The sequence below is a fragment of the Microbacterium sp. Leaf288 genome, from assembly GCF_001422925.1.
Classification (GTDB): Bacteria; Actinomycetota; Actinomycetes; order Actinomycetales; family Microbacteriaceae; genus Microbacterium.
This window is the reverse complement of sequence record NZ_LMNI01000001.1, coordinates 688252-711201: the sequence shown is the minus strand read 5'-3', so window position 1 is coordinate 711201 and position 22950 is coordinate 688252. Positions and strand designations below refer to the sequence as shown.

At 72.4% G+C, this 22950-nt stretch carries 19 protein-coding genes; 14 read left to right on the top strand and 5 right to left on the bottom strand.

Annotated features, from left to right (window positions below; translation table 11 throughout):
- The first annotated feature begins 108 nt into the window (after window positions 1-108).
- The 3 genes from ASF40_RS03000 to ASF40_RS02990 all read left to right on the top strand — a co-directional run bounded on the left by ASF40_RS03000 (window position 109) and on the right by ASF40_RS02990 (window position 3789).
- Entirely contained in the window at window positions 109-1428 is a 1320-nt protein-coding gene (locus ASF40_RS03000) for an MATE family efflux transporter (RefSeq protein WP_056366129.1), read from the top strand.
- A gap of 91 nt (window positions 1429-1519) precedes the next feature.
- Complete coding sequence (locus ASF40_RS02995) at window positions 1520-2581, top strand: semialdehyde dehydrogenase (RefSeq protein WP_235560109.1); 1062 nt, start codon at window positions 1520-1522, stop codon at window positions 2579-2581.
- Window positions 2578-3789 (top strand): NAD(P)/FAD-dependent oxidoreductase, encoded by a 1212-nt coding sequence (locus tag ASF40_RS02990; protein ID WP_056366124.1) that lies wholly within the window; start codon window positions 2578-2580, stop codon window positions 3787-3789. The genes ASF40_RS02995 and ASF40_RS02990 overlap by 4 nt, the downstream gene beginning before the upstream one ends.
- Window positions 3790-3798: 9 nt before the next feature.
- Here ASF40_RS02990 and ASF40_RS02985 read toward each other — a convergent pair whose 3' ends face one another.
- Window positions 3799-4443, bottom strand: coding sequence for a TrmH family RNA methyltransferase (locus tag ASF40_RS02985; RefSeq protein WP_056366120.1), 645 nt, complete (start codon window positions 4441-4443; stop codon window positions 3799-3801).
- 257 nt (window positions 4444-4700) lie between these two features.
- On the opposite strand from ASF40_RS02985, the gene ASF40_RS02980 reads away from it, so the two are divergent.
- The 6 genes from ASF40_RS02980 (at window position 4701) to ASF40_RS02955 (ending at window position 10712) form a co-directional block, all read left to right on the top strand.
- A complete protein-coding gene (locus ASF40_RS02980; RefSeq protein WP_157549360.1) occupies window positions 4701-5849 on the top strand; it encodes a PP2C family protein-serine/threonine phosphatase in 1149 nt (382 codons plus the stop codon).
- Window positions 5846-7804 carry a glycosyltransferase family 2 protein gene (locus ASF40_RS02975; protein ID WP_056366117.1) on the top strand — a complete coding sequence of 653 codons (1959 nt, stop codon included), beginning with the start codon at window positions 5846-5848 and terminating at the stop codon, window positions 7802-7804. The genes ASF40_RS02980 and ASF40_RS02975 overlap by 4 nt, the downstream gene beginning before the upstream one ends.
- Complete coding sequence (locus tag ASF40_RS02970) at window positions 7801-8133, top strand: STAS domain-containing protein (RefSeq protein ID WP_056366114.1); 333 nt, start codon at window positions 7801-7803, stop codon at window positions 8131-8133. The genes ASF40_RS02975 and ASF40_RS02970 overlap by 4 nt, the downstream gene beginning before the upstream one ends.
- Complete coding sequence (locus ASF40_RS02965) at window positions 8123-8533, top strand: ATP-binding protein (protein ID WP_056366110.1); 411 nt, start codon at window positions 8123-8125, stop codon at window positions 8531-8533. The genes ASF40_RS02970 and ASF40_RS02965 overlap by 11 nt, the downstream gene beginning before the upstream one ends.
- Window positions 8534-8726: 193 nt before the next feature.
- Complete coding sequence (locus ASF40_RS02960) at window positions 8727-10034, top strand: Nramp family divalent metal transporter (RefSeq protein WP_056366767.1); 1308 nt, start codon at window positions 8727-8729, stop codon at window positions 10032-10034.
- Window positions 10035-10058: 24 nt separating this feature from the next.
- A complete protein-coding gene (locus ASF40_RS02955) occupies window positions 10059-10712 on the top strand; it encodes a metal-dependent transcriptional regulator (RefSeq protein WP_056366107.1) in 654 nt (217 codons plus the stop codon).
- Between the two features lie 127 nt (window positions 10713-10839).
- On the opposite strand, the gene ASF40_RS02950 is transcribed toward ASF40_RS02955, so the two are convergent.
- Complete coding sequence (locus ASF40_RS02950; RefSeq protein ID WP_056366102.1) at window positions 10840-11784, bottom strand: SDR family NAD(P)-dependent oxidoreductase; 945 nt, start codon at window positions 11782-11784, stop codon at window positions 10840-10842.
- A gap of 40 nt (window positions 11785-11824) precedes the next feature.
- Between ASF40_RS02950 and ASF40_RS02945 the strand changes: the two genes are divergently transcribed.
- Window positions 11825-12634 (top strand): HAD-IIA family hydrolase, encoded by an 810-nt coding sequence (locus ASF40_RS02945; protein ID WP_056366099.1) that lies wholly within the window; start codon window positions 11825-11827, stop codon window positions 12632-12634.
- Between the two features lie 544 nt (window positions 12635-13178).
- On the opposite strand, the gene ASF40_RS02940 is transcribed toward ASF40_RS02945, so the two are convergent.
- A complete protein-coding gene (locus ASF40_RS02940) occupies window positions 13179-14192 on the bottom strand; it encodes an aldo/keto reductase (RefSeq protein ID WP_056366096.1) in 1014 nt (337 codons plus the stop codon).
- 69 nt (window positions 14193-14261) lie between these two features.
- Between ASF40_RS02940 and pdxR the strand changes: the two genes are divergently transcribed.
- Window positions 14262-15761, top strand: coding sequence for a MocR-like pyridoxine biosynthesis transcription factor PdxR (gene pdxR, locus ASF40_RS02935; protein WP_056366093.1), 1500 nt, complete (start codon window positions 14262-14264; stop codon window positions 15759-15761).
- Window positions 15762-15770: 9 nt separating this feature from the next.
- The gene (locus tag ASF40_RS02930; RefSeq protein ID WP_056366090.1) at window positions 15771-16343 is read left to right on the top strand and encodes a YdeI/OmpD-associated family protein; all 573 of its coding nucleotides are present in this window, start codon (window positions 15771-15773) and stop codon (window positions 16341-16343) included.
- A 151-nt stretch (window positions 16344-16494) separates the two neighbouring features.
- Here the strand turns inward: ASF40_RS02930 and ASF40_RS02925 are convergent, their stop codons facing one another.
- Entirely contained in the window at window positions 16495-17358 is an 864-nt protein-coding gene (locus ASF40_RS02925) for an AraC family transcriptional regulator (protein WP_056366086.1), read from the bottom strand.
- A gap of 94 nt (window positions 17359-17452) precedes the next feature.
- Between ASF40_RS02925 and ASF40_RS02920 the strand changes: the two genes are divergently transcribed.
- Entirely contained in the window at window positions 17453-20737 is a 3285-nt protein-coding gene (locus ASF40_RS02920) for a DUF5107 domain-containing protein (protein WP_056366083.1), read from the top strand.
- On the top strand, window positions 20734-22038 hold the full coding sequence (locus ASF40_RS02915) for a cellulase-like family protein (RefSeq protein WP_056366079.1): 1305 nt from the start codon (window positions 20734-20736) through the stop codon (window positions 22036-22038). Before ASF40_RS02920 ends, ASF40_RS02915 begins: the two co-directional genes overlap by 4 nt.
- An 18-nt stretch (window positions 22039-22056) precedes the next feature.
- On the opposite strand, the gene ASF40_RS02910 is transcribed toward ASF40_RS02915, so the two are convergent.
- Window positions 22057-22944 carry an RNA polymerase sigma-70 factor gene (locus tag ASF40_RS02910; RefSeq protein ID WP_056366076.1) on the bottom strand — a complete coding sequence of 296 codons (888 nt, stop codon included), beginning with the start codon at window positions 22942-22944 and terminating at the stop codon, window positions 22057-22059.
- Window positions 22945-22950: the final 6 nt, after the last annotated feature.

Below are 22950 nucleotides of genomic sequence, written 5' to 3'. Positions count from 1 at the left end.
AGTTGCGGATGCAACGGCGAGGATCGGCCCGCATCCCGGCTCTCGTCCTCAATTGAGGATCGACGGATGCTGCGCCCCGGCGTCGGCGGCGCCTCTTAGGCTCTCAGGGTGACGACCGACACCCTGAACCGCGACATCCTGCGGCTCGCGGTGCCGGCGCTCGGCGCCCTGATCGCAGAACCGCTGTTCCTCATCGTCGACTCGGCGCTCGTCGGTCATCTCGGCGTCGAGCCGCTCGCCGGGCTCGGCATCGCGTCTGCCGTGCTGCAGACGATCGTCGGGCTCATGGTGTTCCTCGCCTACTCGACGACGCCCGCCGTCGCGCGCCGGTTCGGCGCCGGCGACCCGTCCCGTGCGGTGTCGGTCGGCATCGACGGCATCTGGCTCGCCCTCGGCCTCGGAGCGGTGCTCGCGCTCGTCGGCTACGTCGCGACGCCGCTGCTCGTCGGTCTGTTCGGCGCGACGCCGGAGGTCGCCCAGCAGGCCGAGATCTACCTCGGCATCTCGATGTGGGGCCTTCCCGCGATGCTCGTCGTGTTCGCCGCGACCGGTCTCCTGCGCGGAATGCAGGACACCGTGACGCCGCTGTGGATCGCCGGACTCGGCTTCGCCGCGAACGCCCTGCTCAACTGGCTCTTCATCTACGGCTTCGGGTGGGGCATCGCGGGCTCCGCGATCGGCACCGTCGTCGCGCAGTGGGGCATGGTCGCCGCGTACGCGGTCGTCGTCGGGCGGCTCGCGCGGCGGCACGAGGCATCCATCCGCCCTCAGCGCGAGGGTGTGCGCGGCTCTGCGCGTTCCGGCGGCTGGCTGTTCCTGCGGACCGTGTCGCTGCGGTTCGCGCTGCTGGCGACGGTCGCCGTCGCGACCGGGCTCGGCACGGTCGAGCTCGCCGGCTGGCAGGTCGCCTTCACGATCTTCTCGACGGCAGCCTTCGCGCTCGACGCGCTCGCGATCGCCGCGCAGGCGCTCATCGGCAAGGGCCTCGGAGCCGAAGACACGCCGCTCGTTCGCCGCGTGCTCGGCCGCACCGTCGCGTGGGGTGCCTGGTTCGGCGTGATCACGGGTGCGATCATCGGGGCGCTGTCGGGCGTCATCGGGCTGGCGTTCACGGGCGACGCCGGCATCGCCACCCTCGTCCAGCCCGCGCTCATCGTGCTCGCGATCGCCCAGCCGGTGTGCGGAGTCGTGTTCGTGCTCGACGGCGTGCTCATCGGCGCCGGCGATGCGAAGTACCTCGCGATCGTCGGGGTGCTGAACCTCGTGCCCTTCGTCCCCGCGCTCGCGCTCGTCGCGTGGCTGCATCCCGTCGGGGCGGCCGGGCTCGCGTGGCTCGCCGTCGCGTTCTTCGGCGTCTACATGCTCGCCCGGCTCGCCACCCTCGGCTGGCGCGTGCGCGGCTCGGCCTGGCTGTCCGTCGAGGCCTGACGACCGGTTCCGCGCACGGACGTATCACGCCCGCTGCCGACCGCTCCTGAGTCACATGGCGTCCATCCGCGGCCGCCGGAAGGAGCGTCCCGTGTCCGGCACCGGAACATTCGCGTTCACCGTCCACCCCCGTGCGCGTCTGCGCGAGGACCTCGCTCGCGCATGGCGGCCGTTGGGACTGGTGCCGGAGTCCGTCTACGACGCCGCGCTGCGGCGCCTGCCGCTGCCGCCGATCACGATGGCCGGCGTGCAGATCGGCGGCGAGCGCGTCGGCCACGTCGTGCTGGTTCCCTTCGGCGCACGCCATCTACTCTCCGACGTCGAGGGCGGCCGGCGGCGCGTGACCCGCGCGGTCGACCGTGGCGCCGCGCTCGGCGCAGACGTCGTCGGACTCGGCGCGCTCACCGCGACGGTGACGGCCGGCGGCGCCACCCTGCGCGGACGCTCCGACATCGGGGTGACGAACGGCAACGCGTTCACGGCGGCGATCGTCGAGGACCAGATCCGGATGCTGCTCCCCCACGTCTCGGCACGCACGACGCGTCCGCACATCGCGATCGTGGGCGCCAGCGGCAGCGTGGGCAGCGCGGTCACGAAGCTGCTCGCCCGCGACCCCGCGGAGGTACGTCTGACGCTGATCGCCCGCACCGCACCGCGCCTGGAAGCGCTCGCGGCGTCGGTCGCCGGCGACGTCGATGTCACGGTCGCGCTCTCGATCGATGCGGTCCAGGGCGCCGACCTGGTCGTGCTCCTCACCGCCTCGGCCGACACGATCCTCGGCCCCGACCACCTCGCGCCCGGCGCGATCGTGCTCGACGCGACCCAGCCGCGCAACACGTCGCCCGCCCTCGCCACCGCGCGGCCCGATGTGCTCGTGGTCGACGGCGGCATCGTCTCGATCCCGAGCCTGCGGCTCACGGGTGGCGAGATCGGCCTGCCCGATGGCCGCTCGTACGCCTGCTTCGCCGAGACGGCGATCCTCGCCCTCACCGGCCACCGCGGCCACTTCTCGATCGGCAACCCCACGCTCGAGCAGATCGACGGCATCCGTGCTCGGGCCGCCCGACTCGCACATCTCGGCTTCCACGCGGCCGCCCCGACGAGCTTCGGCGCACCGGTGGCGCTCGAGCGACGCGCGACGGTGATCGCATGACCCGCGTGGTGCTGCTGGGCGGGGGCTACGTCACCCTCCACGCTTACGCGACCCTCGCGCGTCGTGCCGGGCGACGACTGCGGCGCGGCGACCTCGAGATCGTGGTCATCTCGGCCGACACCGCGCACCGCTTCCACGGCTTCACCGGCGAACTGCTGGCGGGGATGATCGACCGCGACCGCGTGGCCACGCCGCTGGCCGAGGCGATGCCGCTCGCCCGCATCATCGAGGGCCGTGCGGTGCGCATCGACGCCGCGGGCCAGTCGGTGTCGTACCGACGCCACGACGACGGCGACGTCGAGACGCTGGCCTACGACCATCTCGTCGTCGGCACCGGAGCGAGAGAGCCGGTCGCCGAGGTCCCCGGGCTCGCCGAGTACGGCTACGCCCTGCGCGGCCCGGACGAGATCGCCGAACTCGCGGACCACCTCGCGGGTGTTCCCGGATCACCGGTCGTCGTCGCCGGCGGCGGGATCGCGGGCGTCGAGCTGGCGGCGGCCATCGCCGACCGCGGACATCCCGTCACCCTCGTGCACTCCCGCGGTCACCTCGTCGGCGAGTGGTCCGATCAGCCACGGCTGGCGGCTCGCGCCGCGCGGGAACTCGAACGACTCGGGGTGCGGGTGGTGACCGGCGTTCGGCTCACCGAGGTCACGCCGACCGCGGCGCGGTTCTCCGACGGCTCGGCCCTCCCGACGGCGACGGTCGTCGCCACGACCGGCCAGCGTCCCGTGCGCATCCCCGGGCTCGACCCCTGGCGCGACGAACGCGGTCGCCTGCGCACGCAGCCGACGCTCGCGGTCCGGTACGGCGTGTGGGCGGCGGGCGACGGCGCGCGGGTCGAGCATCCCGTCACAGGCGAGCCCGTGCCCGCCAACGCGCTGTGGGCGATGAAGGGCGGCGACCACATCGGCCGCGCGATCGCAGGGCGACTGAGCGGACGGACGGCGGGGCGCTTCACCTACCGCGGGCTCGGGCGCGCGGCCTCGCTCGGCTTCGGTCGCGGCATCTCGGAGCTGTACGGGGTGCCGTTCACCGGCGCGGTCGCGTGGATCCTGCGCCTCGTGTTCTTCCTCCGCTTCATGCCGTCGCGTTCGCGGGCAGCGGGCGTCGTGGCGGACCTCTCACGCTTCGCGTTCACGCCGCGTCGGCACGCCGTGACGACCCCGCCTCAGCCCGTCTCCGGACTGACGACGTCTCCCGCCTGAGGCCCGGGCTCACGCCCAGCGGCGGCACCACTCGTACATGACGACGGCCGCGGCGGCGCTCGCGTTGATCGAGCGGGTCGAACCGTACTGCTCGATCTGGACGGTTCCGGATGCTGCCGCCAGCGCCTCGGGCGACAGCCCGGGTCCTTCCTGGCCGAACAGCAGCACGCACGCCTCGGGCAGGTCGGCGGCCGGCAGCGGCAGCGACCCCTCGACGTTGTCGATCGCGATCACGGGCAGGGACGCGGCATCCGCCCACGCGGTGAACGCCTCGACGGTCTCGTGATGGCGCACGTGCTGGTAGCGGTCGGTCACCATGGCCCCGCGGCGGTTCCAGCGGCGCTTGCCGATGATGTGCACCTCGGCGGCGAGGAACGCGTTGGCGCTGCGCACGATCGAGCCGATGTTCATGTCGTGCTGCCAGTTCTCGATCGCGACGTGGAACGCATGGCGGCGCGTGTCGAGGTCGGCGACGATGGCGTCCATCGTCCAGTACCGATAAGGGTCGACGACGTTGCGGGCGTCGCCGTTCGCGAGCAGCTCGCGGTCGTACCGCGGATCGTCGGGCCACGCGTCCGGACCACCCGGCCACGGCCCCACGCCGACCGGCAGCGTCGGCTCGGCGGGCTCGGCGCTCTGCTCGGGCGGGTTCACCGGCCCAGGCTATCCCGCGCTGCGGTTCGCAACGCAGGACCGGACGCCCGCAGCGAGCGCCATGGCGCCGTCACGCGGCATCCATCCTGAATCGCGAACCCTTCTCGGCGATCAGGGGTGCGGCGGCCGTCGCGGACGTGCCGACGGACGGCTCGCACGGCGTGTGGCCGACCGATCTCGTCTCACTGCGTGGTTCGGCTCGACTCGGAAAGCGCACGCCGGTCATACTGGGAAAGACCGTACGACCGGGGGGCCAGTTGTTCGACGATCAGAAGCGTCAGCGCGCCATCGAAGCACTCGGGGTGCTGGACACCCCACCGGATGAACGCGTCGACCGCGTCGCCCGGCTGGCTCAGGAGATGTTCGGCGTCCCCATGGTGAGCGTCACGCTCATGGACGGCGACCGGCAGTTCCGCAAGGCGCAGATCGGTCTCGGCGGCCACGAGGCGCCGCGCGCCGACTCCTTCTGCGACCTCACGATCCGGCAGGAGGGGACGCTGGTGGTCGAGGATGCCACCACCGACGACACGTTCGCCGAGAACCCTTTCGTGGTCGGCGATCCGCACCTGCGGTTCTACGCCGGGCATCCGCTGCGAGCGCCGGGCGGAGAGCAGGTCGGCACGCTGTGCATCGTCGACACCGAGCCGCGCACCCTCGACGATCGCGGCAGGGAGCTGCTGCGCGAACTCGCCCTGTGGGTGCAGGCCGAGATCATGGACAGGGGCGAGCTGGACTACGCGTCCGTCGTCCAGCGCGCGATGCTCCCCGCGCGCACGCCCGAGGTGCCGGGCTACACGCTCGCCGCCGCGGCTGCTCCGGCGGGGCATCTGCTCGGCGACGTCTACGACTGGCAGGTCGTGGACGGGCGGCTGCGGGTCACCCTGGCCGACGTCATGGGCAAGGGTGCGGGGCCCGCGATCATCGCCTCCGCTGTGCGCGCTTCGCTGCGCACCGCCCCGGAGCGCCCGCTCACCCAGGCGGTGAGCGAGATCGACCGCATGCTCGAGGACGACATCGGCGGGTCGAACATCTTCGTGACCGCCGTCGCCGCCGACATCGACATCGCGTCCGGCAGGATGGCCTTCGTCGACGCGGGACACAGCCTCGCGTTCGTGCTGCGCGCCGGAGGGACGTGGGAGCCGCTGAGGTCGACGGGCCTGCCGCTGGGCATGGGATTCGACGAGACCCGCACGGCATCGGCGGCGCAGCTCGATCCGGGTGACGTGTTCATGGTCTGCAGCGACGGCCTGCTCGACGTGCTCGACGCCGACGACCCGTTCGGTCACGTGCACGACACGCTGCGCGATCTCGGCCCCGCCGGGGCCGTGCAGGAGGCGACGGCCCTCGCCGCGCGGCGCGGCGCGCCCGACGACGTCACGGTGCTCGTCGTGAGGAGGGATGCGTGAGCGCACGCTTCGTCTGGATCCGCATCCTGGCGCTGCTGTCGGTGCTGCTCGGCGTCAACTACATCGTCTGGCGCTGGCTCGACTCGGTGAACTGGGCGGCGTGGTGGATCGCGGTGCCGCTGGTGATCGCCGAGACCTACAGCCTCATCGACACCTTCCTGTTCTCGGCGACGATGTGGCGCGCCCGCGAGCGCCCGGCCCCGGCCTCGCCTCCCGAGGGCACGGTCGACGTGCTCATCACGACCTACAACGAGCCCGTCGACATGGTGATCGCGACCGCCCGGGCTGCGAAGTCCATCGCCTACCCGCACGAGACGTGGATCCTCGACGACGGTGCGCGACCCGACATGGCCGCCGCGGCCCGCCGGCTCGGCGTCGGCTACATCACGCGCTCCGCCGACTGGGCCGGCAAGCCGCGGCACGCGAAGGCCGGCAACCTCAACAATGCGCTCTTCCAGACGGAGGGCGAGTTCCTCCTGATCCTCGACGCCGACCAGGTGCCCGATCCGCTCATCCTCCACCGCACCCTCGGCTACTTCGCCGACGACCCTGAGGTCGCCCTCGTCCAGACCCCGCAGTGGTTCGTCAACGTCGACGACGCGGATCCGCTCGGCAGTCAGGCGCCGCTGTTCTACGGCCCCATCCAGCAAGGCAAGGACGGCTGGAACGCGGCGTTCTTCTGCGGCTCGAACGCCGTGCTGCGCCGCGACGCACTCATGCAGCTGGGCATCGTCGGGTACGTCCGCAGCCTCGAGCAGTCCACGGCGCGCACGCTGAAGGCCTCCGAGTCGCTGCTCGCCCACGCGGCGCGCGACCGCGACGCCGATCCCGCCGTGCGTCAGCAGCTGCGGGTGCTGCGCAGCGAGGTCACGCAGGCCCGCGCCCGGCTCGACGAGGGCGAGCCGATCGCGGATGTCACCTACCGCGTGCAATCCGCCGTCGACACGGCCTCGCGGGAGCTGGTGCGGGGCGACCTGTCGCGCATGCGCGCCGACCTCGCGTCGATCGGCGAGCTGCCGGTCCAGCGCGACGCCGAGCTCGACGCGATCGTCATCGACGACGCGGGCCTGGACGCCCTCGCCGCGCGCGAGCTGTCGCCGCTCGGCGCCATCGACTCGGTGTCGGCACTGCTCGAGGCGCTCCGCGTGGACCGCCCCGACGAGGCGCAGCCCGTGCAGCCGATGGCCACGATCTCGGTCACCGAGGACATGGCGACGGCGATGCAGCTGCACTCGCTCGGCTGGAAGAGCGTCTACCACCACGAGATCCTGGCGCACGGGCTCGCCCCGGAGGACCTGCGCACGATGCTCACGCAGCGACTGCGCTGGGCGCAGGGCACCCTCCAGGTGATGCTGCGCGACAACCCGCTCGCGAAGAAGGGCCTGTCGGCGGGTCAGCGGCTGATGTACTTCGCGACGATGTGGAGCTACCTGTCGGGATTCACGGCGATCGTCTATCTCGCGGCGCCGGTCATCTACCTCGTCTTCGGAGTGATGCCGGTCACCGCGTGGAGCGTCGACTTCTTCGCGCGCTTCCTTCCGTACTTCATCGTCAACCAGATCCTGTTCCTCGTCGTGGCGAAGGGCATCAAGACGTGGCGCGGCCAGCAGTACGCGCTGGCGCTCTTCCCGGTGTGGATCAAGGCATGCACGTCGGCGTTCTCGAACGTCGTGCTGAAGCGCCCCCTCGGCTTCGCCGTCACCAAGAAGGACGGCCGCGACGAGTCCGGCCCGCCGTGGCGCGAGATCTGGCCGCAGCTGACGGCGATCGTGGTGCTCGCGCTCGCCCTCGTGCTCGGCCTGTCACGCCTGGCGGTCGGAACCGCCGACGGCACGGGCACGCTCGTCAACACGGTGTGGGTGATCTATGACCTGGCCGTGCTGAGCGTCATCGTCCAGGCCGCCCTGTACCGCGGGCCCGCGCGGCCCGTCCCCGAGCCCGAGGAGGCAGCGTGAATCTGATCGTGACACCCGGCGAGGCTTTCGCCGTCGTCCGGCCCGAGGGCCGGCTGACCGCGACCTCCGTGCCCCGGCTCAAGAAGGCGGTGGACGACCTCGTCGGCGGCGGCAGCACGCGCATCGTGGTCGACCTGTCGGGCACCGAGTTCGTCGACTCGTCCGGGCTCGGCGCGCTCATCGGCGGCCTCAAGTCGGCCCGGCTCGCCGGCGGCGACCTGCGCATCGCAGCCGCCACCGAGCCGGTGCGCCGCGTACTGAAGCTCACCAACCTCGACCGCGTGCTGCGCGATCACCCGACGCCGGAGTCGGCGTTCGATGGCGACTGAGCCGACGATCCGCCTCGAAGGCGTGGCCGACGACGCGCTCGTCGACCGCGTGCACGATGCCCTCGACGAGCTGCTCCGCCGCGTCCCGGACGTCGGCGACGAGGACGCGATGCTGTTCCGCCTGGCGGTCAGCGAAGTCGCCACGAATGTCGCCGAGCACGCCCTCGCGCGGGAGCCCGTCCACGTGACCGTCGAACTGGAGGCCGACGCCGACGCGCTCTCGGCGGTCTTCACCGACACCGCCGAGCCCGCCCTCATCGACCTCGGCTCGGTCTCGATGCCAGGCTCCGACGCCGAGTCCGGACGAGGGCTCGCGATCGCCCTCGCCACCCTCGACGAACTCGTCCACGAGACCGAGCGCGGCAACGTCTGGCGGCTGCGCCGCCTGCGCCGCGACTGACCGCACCCCGAGACAGGGGACTCTCACCGAGACACAGGACCGCGTCCCCGGTCTCAGCCGATTCCCTCGTCTCGCCGGCTGACTGTGCCGTCGCAGTCTTTTCGGTGCACCGAAAACAGGGTACGTTTTCGGTATGCCGAAAACTGCCGAGGATGTCAGCACGCCGACGCCGCTCCTGAGCCGACGCGTGTCGATGCCGCGCCTCGCATGGCTGATCGGCCCGGCGCTCGTGGCGGGGGTGGCCTACCTCGACCCCGGCAACGTCGCGAGCAACATGACGGCGGGCGCCCGGTACGGGTACCTGCTGGTGTGGGTCGTGGTGCTCGGCAACGTGATGGCCTGGCTCATCCAGTACCTGTCGGCCAAGCTCGGCATCGTCACCGGCCGCAGCCTCCCCGAGACCCTGGGCCACCGCATCGGCAACCGCTGGGGCCGCCGCGCGTACTGGCTGCAGGCCGAGCTCGTCGCGATGGCGACCGACATCGCCGAGGTGATCGGCGGCGCCGTGGCTCTCAACCTCCTCTTCGGCGTCCCGCTGCTGTGGGGCGGCGCGATCACCGGCGCGGTGTCGATCGCGCTCCTGCTCATCCAGTCGCGGCGCGGTCCGCGCACGTTCGAGTTCGTCGTGATCGGCCTGCTCGCCATCATCGCGATCGGGTTCTCGTTCGGCGTGTTCGTCGCCCCGCCCGACGGCGCGAGCGTGGTGGCGGGCCTCGTGCCGCGCTTCGAAGGCACCGACTCGGTGCTGCTGGCGGCGTCGATCCTCGGCGCCACGATCATGCCGCACGCCATCTACGCGCACAGCGCCCTGGCGCGCGACCGCTTCGCCCCGGCGCCGGCCGGCGGGGCGCTCGGCGGCGACCGACTGATGCCGCGCGGCTCCCGCGCTGCCGACGCCCCGATCGGGGCCCCGGCAGACCCGACGCTGGCCGAGCTGCGCGGCATCCCCACCCGTCGCCTCCTGCGCGCGACCAAATGGGACGTCACCATCGCGATGCTGATCGCGGGCACCGTGAACCTCTGCATCCTGCTGCTCGCGGCGGCGAATCTCGCAGGCGTCCCCGGCACCGACTCGCTCGAGGGTGCGTACGCCGCGCTGTACGCGGGCCTCGGGCCGCTCGTCGCCACGCTGTTCGCCGTCGGCCTTCTGGCCAGCGGCCTGGCCAGCACGTCGGTCGGCGCATACGCCGGCGCCGAGATCATGCACGGCCTGCTGCACATCCGCGTGCCGCTGCTCGCCCGCCGGCTGGTCACGCTGATCCCCGCACTCGCGATCCTCGCGATCGGCTTCGACCCGACGGTCGCCCTCGTGCTGAGCCAGGTGGTGCTGTCGTTCGGCATCCCGTTCGCGCTCATCCCCCTGGTCGCGCTCACCGCCAACCGCGAGGTGCTCGGCGGGTACCGCAACCGCGTGTGGACGACGATCGCGGGGATCGCAGCATCCGTGTTCCTCATCGCCCTCAACGGCGTGCTGCTGTACCTGGTGCTGACGGGCGCGTGAAAGGCCGCCCGGTACCCTGAAACCGTGGCCTCCCCTGCGATCGACGACTACCTGAAGACGATCTACCACCACACCGAGTGGCAGGACGACCGCATCACGCCGTCGCAGCTGGCCGCTGAGCTCGGCCTCGCGCCGTCGAGCGTCACCGAGATGGTCCAGAAGCTCGCCGCCCAGGGTCTCGTCACGCATCGCCCGTACGGGCCCATCGCGCTCTCCGAGGAGGGTGAGCGCCGCGCGGCGGCGATCATCCGCCGCCACCGCCTGATCGAGACGTGGCTCGTGAGCGAGTTCGGCTACGCGTGGGACGAGGTGCACGACGAAGCCGAGGTGCTCGAGCACGCGATCAGCGACCGGCTGCTCGAGGGCATCGACGAGCGGCTCGGCAGGCCGCGCTTCGACCCGCACGGTGACGCGATCCCGGATGCTGCGGGCCAGGTCCACCGCGAACCCTTCGTGCTGCTCGCCACCGCGCCGGTCGGACACGTGGGCCGCGTGCTGCGCGTGAGCGACCGCGACCCGGAGCTGCTTCGGGCCGTCGAGTCGGCCGGCGTGGCCGTCGGCGCGACCGTGACGGTGACGGATGCTGCGGCCCTGCGTTTAACGATGGGTGAGGGCATCGGGACCGCGTCGGTGTCGCTTCCCGAGGCCGCAGCCGACGCCGTCTGGCTCAGCGCCTGACGCGAGTCTCGGCCGGGGTCGCGGCATGCGTGTCCCGACACAGAATCGGAGATTCACGACGACACGCCGGGGACGGGATGCTGCGCGCCGGCGTGCCGCCCACAACCTCCGATGCTGTGCGCGCGGGTCAGCGGCGCGCCGTCACCTCGAACGGCCAGCGCACGCCCGTGGCGGTCTCGGCGACGTCCCAGAGGCGCGCGGCCACGACCGGGTCGCGGGTGATCTTCGAGGCGGTCTGCTTGCGGGGCTCGCCGCGCGAGCCGGTGCGCGGGCCCCAGAACTCGCCGCCCTCGACCTCGGGATCCGTGAGGGCCCGCACGAGCGGCCAGGCGCCGTGCTCCTTCGACTGCGCCATCGCCGCCTGCAGGTTGTCGCGGAAGCGCTTGGCGCGCGACGGCTCGTTGACGCCGACGATGCCGGGCGTGCGGCCGCCGGTCGAGTAGCCCGGGTGGGCGACGACGCTCGCGACCGGGATGCCGGCCGCGCGGAGGCGCCGGTCGGCCTCGAACCCGAGCGCCGTCGTCGCGACCTTCGACTGCACGTACGCGCGCCAGGCCGTGTAGTCGTCGACGAGCTGCGGGTCGACCGGGTCGTACGGCGTGAGCGAGGTCGACATGCTCCCCACCCACACCATGCGCCCGTGGGCGTCGGCGAGAGCCGGCAGGAGCTCTCCGGCGAGCGCGTAGTGGCCGAGGGCGTTGGTCGCGAACACGACCTCGTGCCCGTCGATCGTGGTCTCGCGCGACTTCGGGGCATGGACGATGCCGGCGTTGAGCAGCACGCCGTCGAGAGGGCCTTTGCCGCGGACGCTCGCAGCGGCGGAGCGCACCGACGCGAGGTTCGAGGTGTCGAGGATGAGCGGCTCGGTCGCGTCGGGTGCGGCCTCCGGAACCCGGCGGCGGATCGCCGCGCGCGCGGCCGACAGGCGGTTCGGATGGCGCGCTGACATGAGCACGTGCGCACCGGCGCGCACGAGCTGCTCGGACGCGAAGTAACCGAGGCCGGCGTTGGATCCGGTCACGAGGTACACGCGTCCGGAAAGGTCTGGGAGGGTCCGGGGGTCCCACGTCACGGGAACGACCCTACGCCTGCCCGCCGCCTAGTCTTGACGCATGCGGACCCGCGCGGACATCGAATGCTGGCTCACCGACATGGACGGCGTGCTGGTCCACGAGAACACCCCCATCCCCGGGGCATCGGATCTGCTGCAGCAGTGGACCGATCAGGGTGTGCCGTTCCTCGTTCTCACCAACAACTCGATCTTCACGCCGCGCGATCTGTCGGCCCGGCTGCGGGCCTCCGGCCTCATCGTGCCGGAGGAGTCGATCTGGACCTCGGCCCTGGCCACCGCCGATTTCCTCAAGTCGCAGATGCCCGGCGGCTCGGCGTTCGTCATCGGCGAGGCGGGCCTCACAACGGCCCTTCACGAGGCCGGCTTCATCATGACCGAGACCGATCCCGATTACGTCGTCGTCGGCGAGACCCGCAACTACTCGTTCGAGGCGATCACGAAGGCGATCCGCTTCATCAACGCCGGCGCCCGTTTCATCGCGACCAACCCCGACGCCACCGGCCCTTCGACCGAGGGCGTGCTGCCGGCGACGGGTGCGATCTCGGCGCTCATCACCAAGGCGACGGGCATGGAGCCCTACGTCGTCGGCAAGCCGAACCCGATGATGTTCCGCTCGGCCCTGAACCGCATCGGCGCGCACTCCGAGAACACCGGCATGATCGGCGACCGCATGGACACCGACGTCGTCGCCGGCATCGAGGCAGGCCTGCACACCGTGCTCGTCCTGACGGGCATCAGCGACGCCGCCGAGATCGCCCGCTATCCCTTCCGCCCCGACGAGGTGCTGGACTCGGTCGCCGACCTCCTCGACCACGAGCCCGTCGAGTCCGAAGACCCCGAGCTGCTGTAGCACGGGGAACACGGATGCCTCGGCCCGAGGCATCCGTTCCCCGGAAGGAGGCGGGCTTCCGCAGCGCCCGCCCCCGCCCGCAGCTCCCCCGTGCCAGCCGCTGGTCCTCATTTGAGGAGCAGAGCCGAGACGCGGACCGATACGCCGCGCCCGGCCCTCACCTCGGCTCACGACCTCAAATGAGGAGACGGATGCTGCACTCCCGCGCGTTCGGTCGCGATTCGGTCGTGCGATCCCGGTCTTCCGGGCGCAAGCTCCGGTCCTCAATTGAGGAGCAGAGCCGAGAAGCGGACCGATACGCCGCGCCCGACCCTCACCTCGGACCACGACCTCAAATGAGGAGACGGATGCTGCACTCCCGCGCGTTCGGTCGCGACTACGTCGTGCGATCCCGGTCTTGCGGGCGCAAGCTCCGGTCCTCAATTGAGGAGCAGAGCCGAGATGCGGACCGATACGCCGCGCCCGGCCCTCAGCTCGGCCCACGACCTCAAATGAGGAGGCGGATGCTGCGGCCCCTGCGCCGGGCACAGCGCCGCCGCACCGGTCAGGCCGCGACCGCGGCGCGGACGTCGAGGTCGGCGGCGTCGAGGCGGGCGCGCACGTCGGCGTCGAGGACGAGCTCCGACGCGGCGAGCGCCTCCTCCAGTTGCGCGACGCTCGAGATGCCGACCACGGGGATCACCGGCACCTCGGCGCCGAGCAGCCACGACAGCGCGACCTGGTTCGGCGTCGCACCGATCTCGGCCGCGACGTCGTGCAGCGCGCGCACGCGCTCGCGGTTGGACGCGTGCCGCATGGGTGCCCACATCGGCTTGTCGTCGCGGGCGAACGCGCCCTGGTGCAGCGGCGAGTACGCCGTGATCGTGAGCGGCGGACGTCCGTCGGTTCCCGCGGCGGCGACGTAGTCCAGGAGCTCGACCGACACGTCGTTGGTGCGCCCGAAGCCCGGGCTCGGGTAGACGTAGCTGTAGCCCTGCTGCACGACGCCGTACGGGTCGACGCCCTGCCGCAGCGCCTCGTCGCGCGCCTCGATGAGGCGCCACAGCGCGACGTTCGAGATGCCCGAGATGCCGACGAGTCCTTCGCGCTGCAGCTGTCCGAAGGCGGCGACCGTCTCGGCGATCGGCGTCTCGCGGTCGTCGACGTGCCCGTACAGCACATCGATGCGCTCGACGCCGAGGTGCTGCAGGCTGAGGCGCGCCTCGCGGGCGACGACCTCGGCCGACAATCCCTGGAAGTTCGTCGGCTCGACGTTCTGCAGCGGCAGCGCAGGGTCCTTCTTCGCGGCGCCGAGCTTGGTCGCCAGGCGCACGTCGCCGAGTCCCCCGCGGCGGCGGATCCACGCGCCGAGCACGTCTTCGCTGTCGCGGCCGTGTCCGCCGACCCACGCGTTGTAGTTGTTCGCGGTGTCGACGAAGGTGCCGCCGGCGTCGGCGAAGCGGTCGAGGATCTCGAGCGACGTCCTGGTGTCGGTGCGCGTGCCGAAGAACATGGTGCCGAGGCAGAGGGTCGAGACCTCGAACGAGGTCGTGCCGTTGGAGATGGTGCGGAACTGCATGATGTGCCCTTTCCGTGGTTCGTGTTCCCATCGTGGATCGCGAGCGGTCTGGGAGTACGATCCGATTCCATGGCAGAAACCCAGACCAATCCGGTCGCGTGGGAGACGCTGTTCGACCTCGCCGCGTACGAGGGCCCGCGCCACGTGCGGCTGGAGCAGGCGGTGAGGGATGCTGTGGCCACCGGCCGCCTGGCGTCCGGTGCCGCACTTCCCCCGAGCCGCCTGCTCGCGACGTCGCTCGGCGTCTCGCGGTGGGTGGTCACGGAGGTGTACGGGCGGCTCACGGCCGAGGGCATCCTCGAGGCCCGGACCGGGTCGGCGACGCGGGTCGCCGCTGGGCCCACGCGCCCCGAGGCTCCGCGCGACGCGCCGGCGGCGCGTGGAGAGGGCGTGGGGACGGTGCGCGCCACCGCTTCGCCACCCGAGGCGGAGCCCGTCCGGCCGCTGCACCGACCCCGGTACGACCTCGCCCCCGGCGTGCCCGACCTGCGGAACGCGCCTCGTGCGCTGTGGCTGCGCGCCGTGACCGAGGCGCTGACCGAAACCCCCGACACCGAGCTGTTCCGGCTCGACGGCGACGTGCCGGCTGCGCGCGCGGCGCTCGCCGCCTACCTGTCGCGGTCGCGCTTCGCGCGGGCCGATGCGGACGCCGTCCTCGTCACGCACGGCGCCGCCGACGGCATGCGCCGTGTCGCCCGGGCACTGCGCACCCTGGGGCACACCGCGCTCCTCGTCGAAGACCCATCGTGGCAGCGCATGCGCCAGGTCGCCGCGGCGGAGGGGCTGACGTCGGTGCCCGTTCCCGTCGACGACGGCGGTATCGACGTCGCGGCGCTGGTCGAGGCATCCGTCCGCACCGGCGCGCGCGCCGCTCTCGTGACACCCGCGCACCAGTTCCCCACGGGGGTGCCGCTGTCGGCCGAGCGCCGCGAGGGACTCGTCGCCTGGGCGCGCGCCCGCGACGGGGTCGTCGTCGAGGACGACTACGACGCCGAGTTCCGCTACGACCGGCGCCCGATCGGCGCGCTGCAGGCGATGGCACCCGATCGCGTCGTGCTCGCCGGAAGCCTCAGCAAGACCGCGACGCCCGCGCTCGGGGTCGGGTGGCTCGTGCTGCCGCCGTGGCTGCGCGACGCCGTGCGCGACGCGGGATCGGCGGCGCCGTCGACGCTCGACCAGCTCGCGCTCGCCCGCTTCCTCATCTCCGGCGGCCTCGACCGGCACCTGCGCGGCGCGCGCACCCGCTACCGGCGCCGGCGCGAGGCGCTCCTCGCGGCACTGGAACGCGCGATGCCCGAGTGCCGCGTGTCGGGCATCGCGGCGGGGCTTCATGTGGTGCTCGAGCTGCCACCCGGGGTACGCGCGGCCGAGGTGGTGCGCACGGCCGAGCCCCGCGAGCTCGCTCTCACCGACATGCGCCGCTACCGCGTCTCACCCGACGCACCGGCGCCTGAGCGCCTCGTTCTCGGGTACGGCGACCTCGCCGATCCCCTCGTCGAGGAGGCGGTGCGCCTGCTCGCCGACACGGTGCGCGAGGTCGCCGCGCGCGACGTCACCGGCTCCCGGTAGGGTCGCGGCATGGGTGCGCTCGACGACGGCGAGATGGTGGAAGTGACGGATGCTGCGGCCTGGCGCGCGTGGCTCGACGCCAACCATCGCACCTCCAAGGGCGCGTGGCTCGTGCGGGCGCGACCGGGCTCCGACCTAGAGGTCATCGGGTACGAGGACGCGATCCTGCAAGCACTCTGCTTCGGGTGGATCGACGGCCCGGTGCGCTCGTTCGACGACGAGCGCGGCGGCCTGTGGTTCGCGCCGCGGCGCGCGACGAGCGGCTGGGCGGCGACGAACAAGGCGCGGCTCATCGAGCTCGAAGCGGCCGGCCTGATCACCGAGGCCGGCTACCGAGCGGTCGAGGTCGCCAAGGCGAACGGCGCGTGGACGGTGCTCGACAACGCCGAGGCGCTCCGCGAGCCCGACGACCTCGCTGCAGCGCTCGACGCCGCGCCCGCTGCGCGCACCGCCTGGGACGCGTTCCCGCCCTCGAGCCGCAAGCTGGGAATCTCCCACGTCGACACGGCGCGGCGCCCCGAGACCCGCGCCGCGCGCGTTGCGAAGCTCGTGGCCGACGCCGCGGAAGGCAAGCGCCCGTGATCTCCGAGACGGAGCAGACGCTGCTCCTCCTGACCGCCGCGATCATCACGCTCGGCACGCTCACCGTCATCATCTGGCAGTGGTGGCGGCGCCGCGGCAAGCGCGACTGATCCCGAACCGCCCAGACGGCCGACCCGGCCCCGGACGCCCGTCAGCCCTTGTGCTGCTCGCGGTAGGCGCGCGGACTCATGCCGTGCGTGCGGCGGAACTGCCGCGAGAAGTAGAACGGGTCGTCCAGCCCGACCCGGCGCCCGACCTCGGCGACCGGCAGATCGGTCGTGTCGAGCAGCGCCCGGGCACGCGCCATCTTCAGGGCCTGGTGGTGCGCGTGCACACCGCCGCCGGTGGCCTGGCGGAACAGCGCGGCGAGGTGCGACGGCGACACCCCGACCATGGCGGCGAGCTCCGCGACCTGCACGCGCCCGTCGACACGCTCCTCGAGATAGCGCATCGCACGCTCGACGGGCGCACCCTCGCTCGGAAGGGCACGATCGACGACGAGCTGGGTGAACAGGCGCCACGCCATTCCCGACGTCGCGATGAGACGCGCCGGCGTCGGTTGGAGAGCGAGCGACATCGAGATCTCGTCGAGCAGGGCGGTGACGCGCTCGACCTGGCGCAGTGACAGCGTCAACCGGTCGGGACGGATACCGGCCGCCTCGGTGAGCTCGAGCACGTCACTCCCGCGCACATGGCACCACCAGATCGTCCAGGGATCGGTCGCATCCGCGCCGTACGAGTGGGCCACACCGCCGGGGATGACGATCGCCGTCGAACTCCCCACCCGCGTGCGGACGCCCTCCGCTTCCACCCATCCCGACCCGGCGACGCACACGATCACGATCGTCTCCGCCGCCCCATCGGGGCGGTGTCGTCCATGGTGTCTCGCACGCGGGAAGTACCCGGCATCCGTCACCAGCATGCGCCGTGTGACCGGCCGCGCGAGCGCAGCGTCGACGAGAGGACGAGGGACGACGCTCAGCCGCTCCCGCTCGAAGCCTTCTGCACGCTCCACTCCGGAATCCTGTCACGGATGGCAGTTGGATCGTCCAGGTCATCGCCACGATCCGCCATGGTCGCAAGGCCCCCCGCGCGCGTAGCTTTGCCAGGTGACCGACGCCGACCGCCAGAGCCGCATCGAGCTCCCCGAGGCTCCCGCCGATCAGGCCGCGATCCTCGCGGCGGGCGGAGTCGCCTGCTGGAGCGAGCCCCTCTGGATCGACACGTACGAGCCGGGCGAGCCGGATCCCTACCCGCTGTTCCTCGATCGGCGCGTCTATCAGGGGTCCAGCGGAAAGGTCTACCCGCTCCCGATGATCGACAGCGTCGCGCACGAGAAGGCGCCGCGGCAGTGGCACGCCATCCATCTCGAGAACGCCTACGTGCGCCTCGCGCTGCTCCCCGCGATCGGCGGTCGCATCCACATCGGCTACGACAAGGTCGCGGGCTACGACTTCTTCTACCGCAACAACGTCATCAAGCCCGCGCTCGTGGGCCTCGCCGGTCCGTGGATCTCGGGCGGCGTCGAGTTCAACTGGCCGCAGCACCACCGGCCCGCGACCTTCCTCCCGGTGGACACCCGCATCGAGCGGGAGGCCGACGGCGCTGTCGTGGTGTGGCACAGCGACCTCGACCCGCTGCAGCGCATGCGCGGCGTGCACGGGGTGCGGCTCCGGCCGGGATCGTCGCTGATCGAGCTCGAGGCCGCATTGCACAACCGCACCGACGTCCCGCAGACGTTCCTGTGGTGGGCCAACGTCGCGGCGCGTGCGCACGAGCGGTATCAGTCGTTCTTCCCCGACGACGTCGCTTTCGTCGCCGACCACGCGCGCCGGGCGATCTCCGCGTTCCCACGCGCCGACCGCCCCTATTACGGCGTCGACTACCCGGCGCTCGCGGCGGAGCGGCCGGACGCCGACCGCATCGACGTGTACAGCAGCATCCCGGTGCCGACGTCGTACATGATCACCGACACCGACGACTCGTTCTTCGGCGGCTATGACCACGCGGCCGATGCCGGCTTCGTCCACTGGGCGGACCGGGCGATCTCCCCCGGCAAGAAGCAGTGGACGTGGGGCGACGGCCCGATCGGGCGCGCATGGGACGACCAGCTGACCGACGACGACGGCCCGTACGTCGAGCTCATGGCCGGCGTCTACACCGACAATCAGCCCGACTTCAGCTGGATGCTCCCCGGCGAGACCAAGCGGTTCCGTCAGTACTGGTACCCGATCCACGCCACCGGAGCCGTACGGCAGGCGACGACGGATGCCGCGATCGGCGTGCGCGCCGACGGCGACGGCACTCTCATCACGGCGATCGCGACGCGGGTGCTCCCGGCGGCGGTGATCGAGGTGCGTCGAGGTGGCGCGACGGTCGCGCGTTGGACCGTCGACCTCGGCCCCGATGCGCCCTTCGCCGCCGTCGCGGACATCGCCGTCGATGCTGCGGGCCTCGAGGTGCGTGTCCTCCACGCGGGCGAGACCCTCGTTGCCTGGCGAGCGCGAGCAGGGAACGCGGGCGAGCCCTGGGTAGCGACCGCGCCGCCCCTGCCCGACGACATCGCGTCCAACGACGAGCTCTATGCGACGGCCATGCACCTGCTGCAGTACCGCCACCCCACCCGCTCGGCGGTGCCGTACCTGCACGAGGCGCTGCGACGTGACGCCGGCGATTCGCGCGCGGCGACCGCGCTCGGATCGTGGCACCTCGCCCGCGGCGAGTACGCGGCGGCGCGCGATCTGCTCGAGGCGGCCACCGCGCAGCTCACCCGGCGCAACCTCAACCCGCGCGACGGTGAAGCCGCGTACCTGCTCGGCCTCGTGCACGAACGGCTCGGCGACGACCACGCGGCCGATCGCTGCCTCGCGAAGGCCGCCTGGAACGCGGCGTTCGCGCCGGCGGCGATGCTCGCGCGGGCACGCATCGCCCTGCGCGCGGGATCGACTGTCGCAGCGCTCGACCTCGCCCGCTCGGCTGCGCCGATCCCCGAGGCAGGACGCATCGAAGCCCTGGCACTCGCCCGCCGCGGTGAGGGCGCAGCATCCGTCGCCCGCGTCGCCGAGCTGCTCGCGGCCGACCCGCTCGACCCGGCGACCCGTGCGCTCGCGGGCGAGTCGATCGACCGCGACGCCCGCACGGCGCTCGAGGTCGGTGCCGAGTTCGCGCGGGCGGGCGCCGTCGACGAGGCCCTCGCGGCCACCGCGGCCACCGCGGCCACCGTCGAGCGCACGCCCTCGGCGGGTCTCGCAGGTCCGCTCCGCCACTACCTGCGCGCGCACTGGCTCGAACGGTCCGGACGCGCCGCCGAGGCCGACGACGAGCGCTCCCTCGGACGGGGGACTTCGACCACGCTGGCATTCCCCGCCGGCCTCGACCACTTCGACGCGCTCGTCGCCGCGGTCGCCGCCGACCCGCACGACGTCGTCGCCGCGGGGCTCCTCGGCATGTGGCTGCTCGACGCCGGCCGTCACGCCGACGCGCTCGCGCACCTGCGCTGCGCGACCGAGGGCGGCTCGACCGACCCGGTGGTGTGGCGCAACCTCGCGATCGCGCTCGTCGCGGTCGACGACGACGAGGCCGCGGCCGACGCGGCGCTCGCCCACGCCCTGTCACTGCGCCCGGACGCGCGGCTGCTTCTCGAGCGCGACGTGCTCGCGGTGCGGAGGAGGACGGATGCCGCGACCCGGCTCTCGCTGCTCGAGGCCCACGCCGTCCTGCTCGACGCCCGCGACGACCTGGCGGTGCGCCATGCGAACCTGCTTCTCGATGTCGGGCGCATCGACGAGGCGTGGATCCTGCTCACGACCCGCCGCTTCCGGCCGTTCGAGGGCGGCGAGGGGCTCGTGATCGCAGCGTACGACCGCGCCGCGTGCCGACTCGCGGAACGGATGCTGGAGACGGCGCCGGCCGACGCGGTCTCGCTGCTGGAGTCCGGCTTCGTTCCGCCGCGCACCCTCGGCGAGGGACGCCACCCGGCCGAGCGTCCGGTGCAGCGATGGGTGCTGCTCGGCGCCGCGCGCGCGGCTGCCGGAGACGCGGCAGGTGCGGCCGAGGCCTGGCGCACGGCCGTCGCACCGTCGCCGCTGGCAGTGGCACCGCGGGCGGCCGGCGAGTCGACGTACTGGACCGGGGTGGCGCATCTCCACCTCGCCGACGCGACGAGCGCGGCGTCCGCGTGGGATGCCCTGGACGCGCGTGCGACGGCGCTGCGCGCCGCGAGCGACGAGGTCGACTACTTCGCCACCTCCGTGCCCGAGCTGACCTCGTTCGAGGCCGCCACCGCGACGGCGCGGGCAGCCATGGCCGACCGGCTCGAACGGCTGGCGGAGCGCGGACGCGCGCAGCAGCTCGCAGCGCGGCCCGTCGACGTTTCGGAGAGGACCCGCACATGACCGAGCGCTACCTGGGATCCGGCACGATCGAGCGCGACGAGTCGGCCCTCACCGGACCCGTCCCGGCGCATCTTCCGCAGCGGCTCACCATCACCTTGTGGGACTTCTCCTGGTACACGCAGGCGGGTCCCGGCGAGCCGTACGCCGATCTCGACGCGGCGGTGGCGGAGGCCGCCTCCCTGGGTTACAACGCCATCCGCATCTGCGCCGCCCCGGTGCTGCTCTTCGGCGGACTGGGACTCTATGAGGTCGCCCGCGACCTCGAGATCGGCGGGCTCGGCCCGTCCCCGCTCGGCGGATACTTCGGACAGCGCACCCGGTGGTACGACGCTCCCGGCGGCTACCGCATCGATCTGCGGGCGCGCCTTCTCGCGCTCTTCCAATCTGCCGCCGCGCACGGCATGGTGATCATCCTCGCCAGCTGGGAGTACCAGCAGTCGACCGCGTTCGCCGCCTCCCCGGCATGGTTCGAAGCGATCGACGCGGTGCCGCTCGCCGATCGCTACGGCGTCCTCTCCGACGCCTGGGACGCGATGATCGAGTGGCTCACCGACCACGGCCACCGTGATCGCATCGCGCTCGTCGAGCTGCACAACGAGGTCGACTTCTCGATCCTGCCCGCGCTCGAGGACGGCGGAGCGGAGGAGGTGACGCGCCTGCGGGCGCAGCATCCGGATCTCCTCATCACCGCCGGCTACGGCAAGCCGCCCCACCTCGCCATGCACCGGCTCCCCGACGGGCTGGGCGCCGCGCAGTTCCACGTGTACAGCTACGGCGTGCTCGACGCGCTGCAGCAGCGCATCGACATCCGCTCCGAGGGCAGCGAAGGCTTTCCCCACGCCGCCCTCCGGGAACTGCTGCGCAGTGATGCCCCGTCCCTCGCGGAGTACGGTCGCGCCGCCGAGTGGAAGTACCGCGCGACGGTCGTCACGGACCAGATGATCTACGGCTACGACTGGATCGACCCTGTCGTGTGGGACACCTGGCTCGTCGACCACTACCCGCCGTACCAGCAGGTGATGCACCGGGAGATCGCCTCGCGGGCCATCGCCATCGCCGCGTGGGCGCGCTGGCAGGGCGTCCCGGCGATCGTCGGGGAGGGGTGGGTCGGCTACACGCCGCTGCACGGCACCTTCGAAGAGGGCCCGATCGGCCGGTCCCTCGCCGAGCACGGCGTGCGCACGGCGCTGGACCACGGCGTGTGGGGCGTCGTGCTGTCGTCGAACGCCGCCCCGCACCATCCGATGTGGCAGCTGCGCGACTGGCAGCGCGAGCTCAACGCGCAGATCCTCGCCCGCTGAGTGTGCGGGGTGTGCGGCTCAGCGGCCCACCACCGCTTCCTCGTCGACCCGTCCGAGCTTCTCGGGGTTGGCGATCGAGTACACCTGCGTGATCCGCCCGTCGACGACGGTCAGGCTGACGACGCCGACGAGCACACCGTCGAGCTCCATGCGCACCCCGGGCTGCCCGTTGACCCAGGTCGACGACGCCGCCAAGGTGCCTTCGACCTTCGCCATGCCGCCGACGAGGTAGCGTGCGAGCCGCTCCGCGCCGACGATCGGCCGGCGGGCCGCACCGCGCACCTTGCCGCCGCCGTCGGCGACGGACACGACGTCAGGCGCCAGCACGTCCATGAGGCCCTGCAGGTCCCCGCTGTTGAGCGCCACGACGAGGCGTTCCACGACCTCCTCGTGCTCGGTGGGGCCGACCGTCACGCGAGGGCGGCGCGCGGCGACGTGGTCCTTCGCACGGTGGGCGATCTGCCGCACGGCCGCAGGGGTCTTGCCCACCGCATCCGCGATCTCGTCGTACGGGACATCGAACACCTCGCGCAGCACGAACACCGCCCGCTCGGCCGGGCCGAGCGTCTCGAGCACCGTGAGCATGGCGATCGAGAGGTTCTCGGCGAGCTCGACGTCGTCGGCCACGTCGGGGCTCGTGAGCAGCGGCTCGGGGAGCCACTCCCCGACGTACTCCTCCCGCCGCCGCGACACCGTGCGCAAGTGGTTGAGCGCCTGCCGCGTCACGATGCGCACGAGGTAGGCGCGCGGCTCCTGCACGGTGTCGTGCTCGACGGCCGCCCACCGCAGCCACGACTCCTGCAGCACGTCCTCGGCGTCGGCGGCCGAGCCGAGCATCTCGTACGCGACGGTGAACAGCAGGCTCCGGTGCGTGACGAACGGGTCGTCGACGGCGGCGGTGCTCATGGCCGG

What these genes read in the sequence shown, in the direction of transcription:
- ASF40_RS02990 (WP_056366124.1), top strand. Translation starts at nt 2,578, where the DNA reads ATGACCCGCGTGGTGCTGCTGGGCGGGGGCTACGTCACCCTCCACGCT.
- ASF40_RS02965 (WP_056366110.1), top strand. Translation starts at nt 8,123, where the DNA reads ATGGCGACTGAGCCGACGATCCGCCTCGAAGGCGTGGCCGACGACGCG.
- ASF40_RS02960 (WP_056366767.1), top strand. Translation starts at nt 8,727, where the DNA reads ATGCCGCGCCTCGCATGGCTGATCGGCCCGGCGCTCGTGGCGGGGGTG.
- ASF40_RS02945 (WP_056366099.1), top strand. Translation starts at nt 11,825, where the DNA reads ATGCGGACCCGCGCGGACATCGAATGCTGGCTCACCGACATGGACGGC.
- ASF40_RS02940 (WP_056366096.1), bottom strand. Translation starts at nt 14,192, where the DNA reads ATGCAGTTCCGCACCATCTCCAACGGCACGACCTCGTTCGAGGTCTCG.
- pdxR (WP_056366093.1), top strand. Translation starts at nt 14,262, where the DNA reads ATGGCAGAAACCCAGACCAATCCGGTCGCGTGGGAGACGCTGTTCGAC.
- ASF40_RS02930 (WP_056366090.1), top strand. Translation starts at nt 15,771, where the DNA reads ATGGGTGCGCTCGACGACGGCGAGATGGTGGAAGTGACGGATGCTGCG.
- ASF40_RS02915 (WP_056366079.1), top strand. Translation starts at nt 20,734, where the DNA reads ATGACCGAGCGCTACCTGGGATCCGGCACGATCGAGCGCGACGAGTCG.
- ASF40_RS02910 (WP_056366076.1), bottom strand. Translation starts at nt 22,944, where the DNA reads ATGAGCACCGCCGCCGTCGACGACCCGTTCGTCACGCACCGGAGCCTG.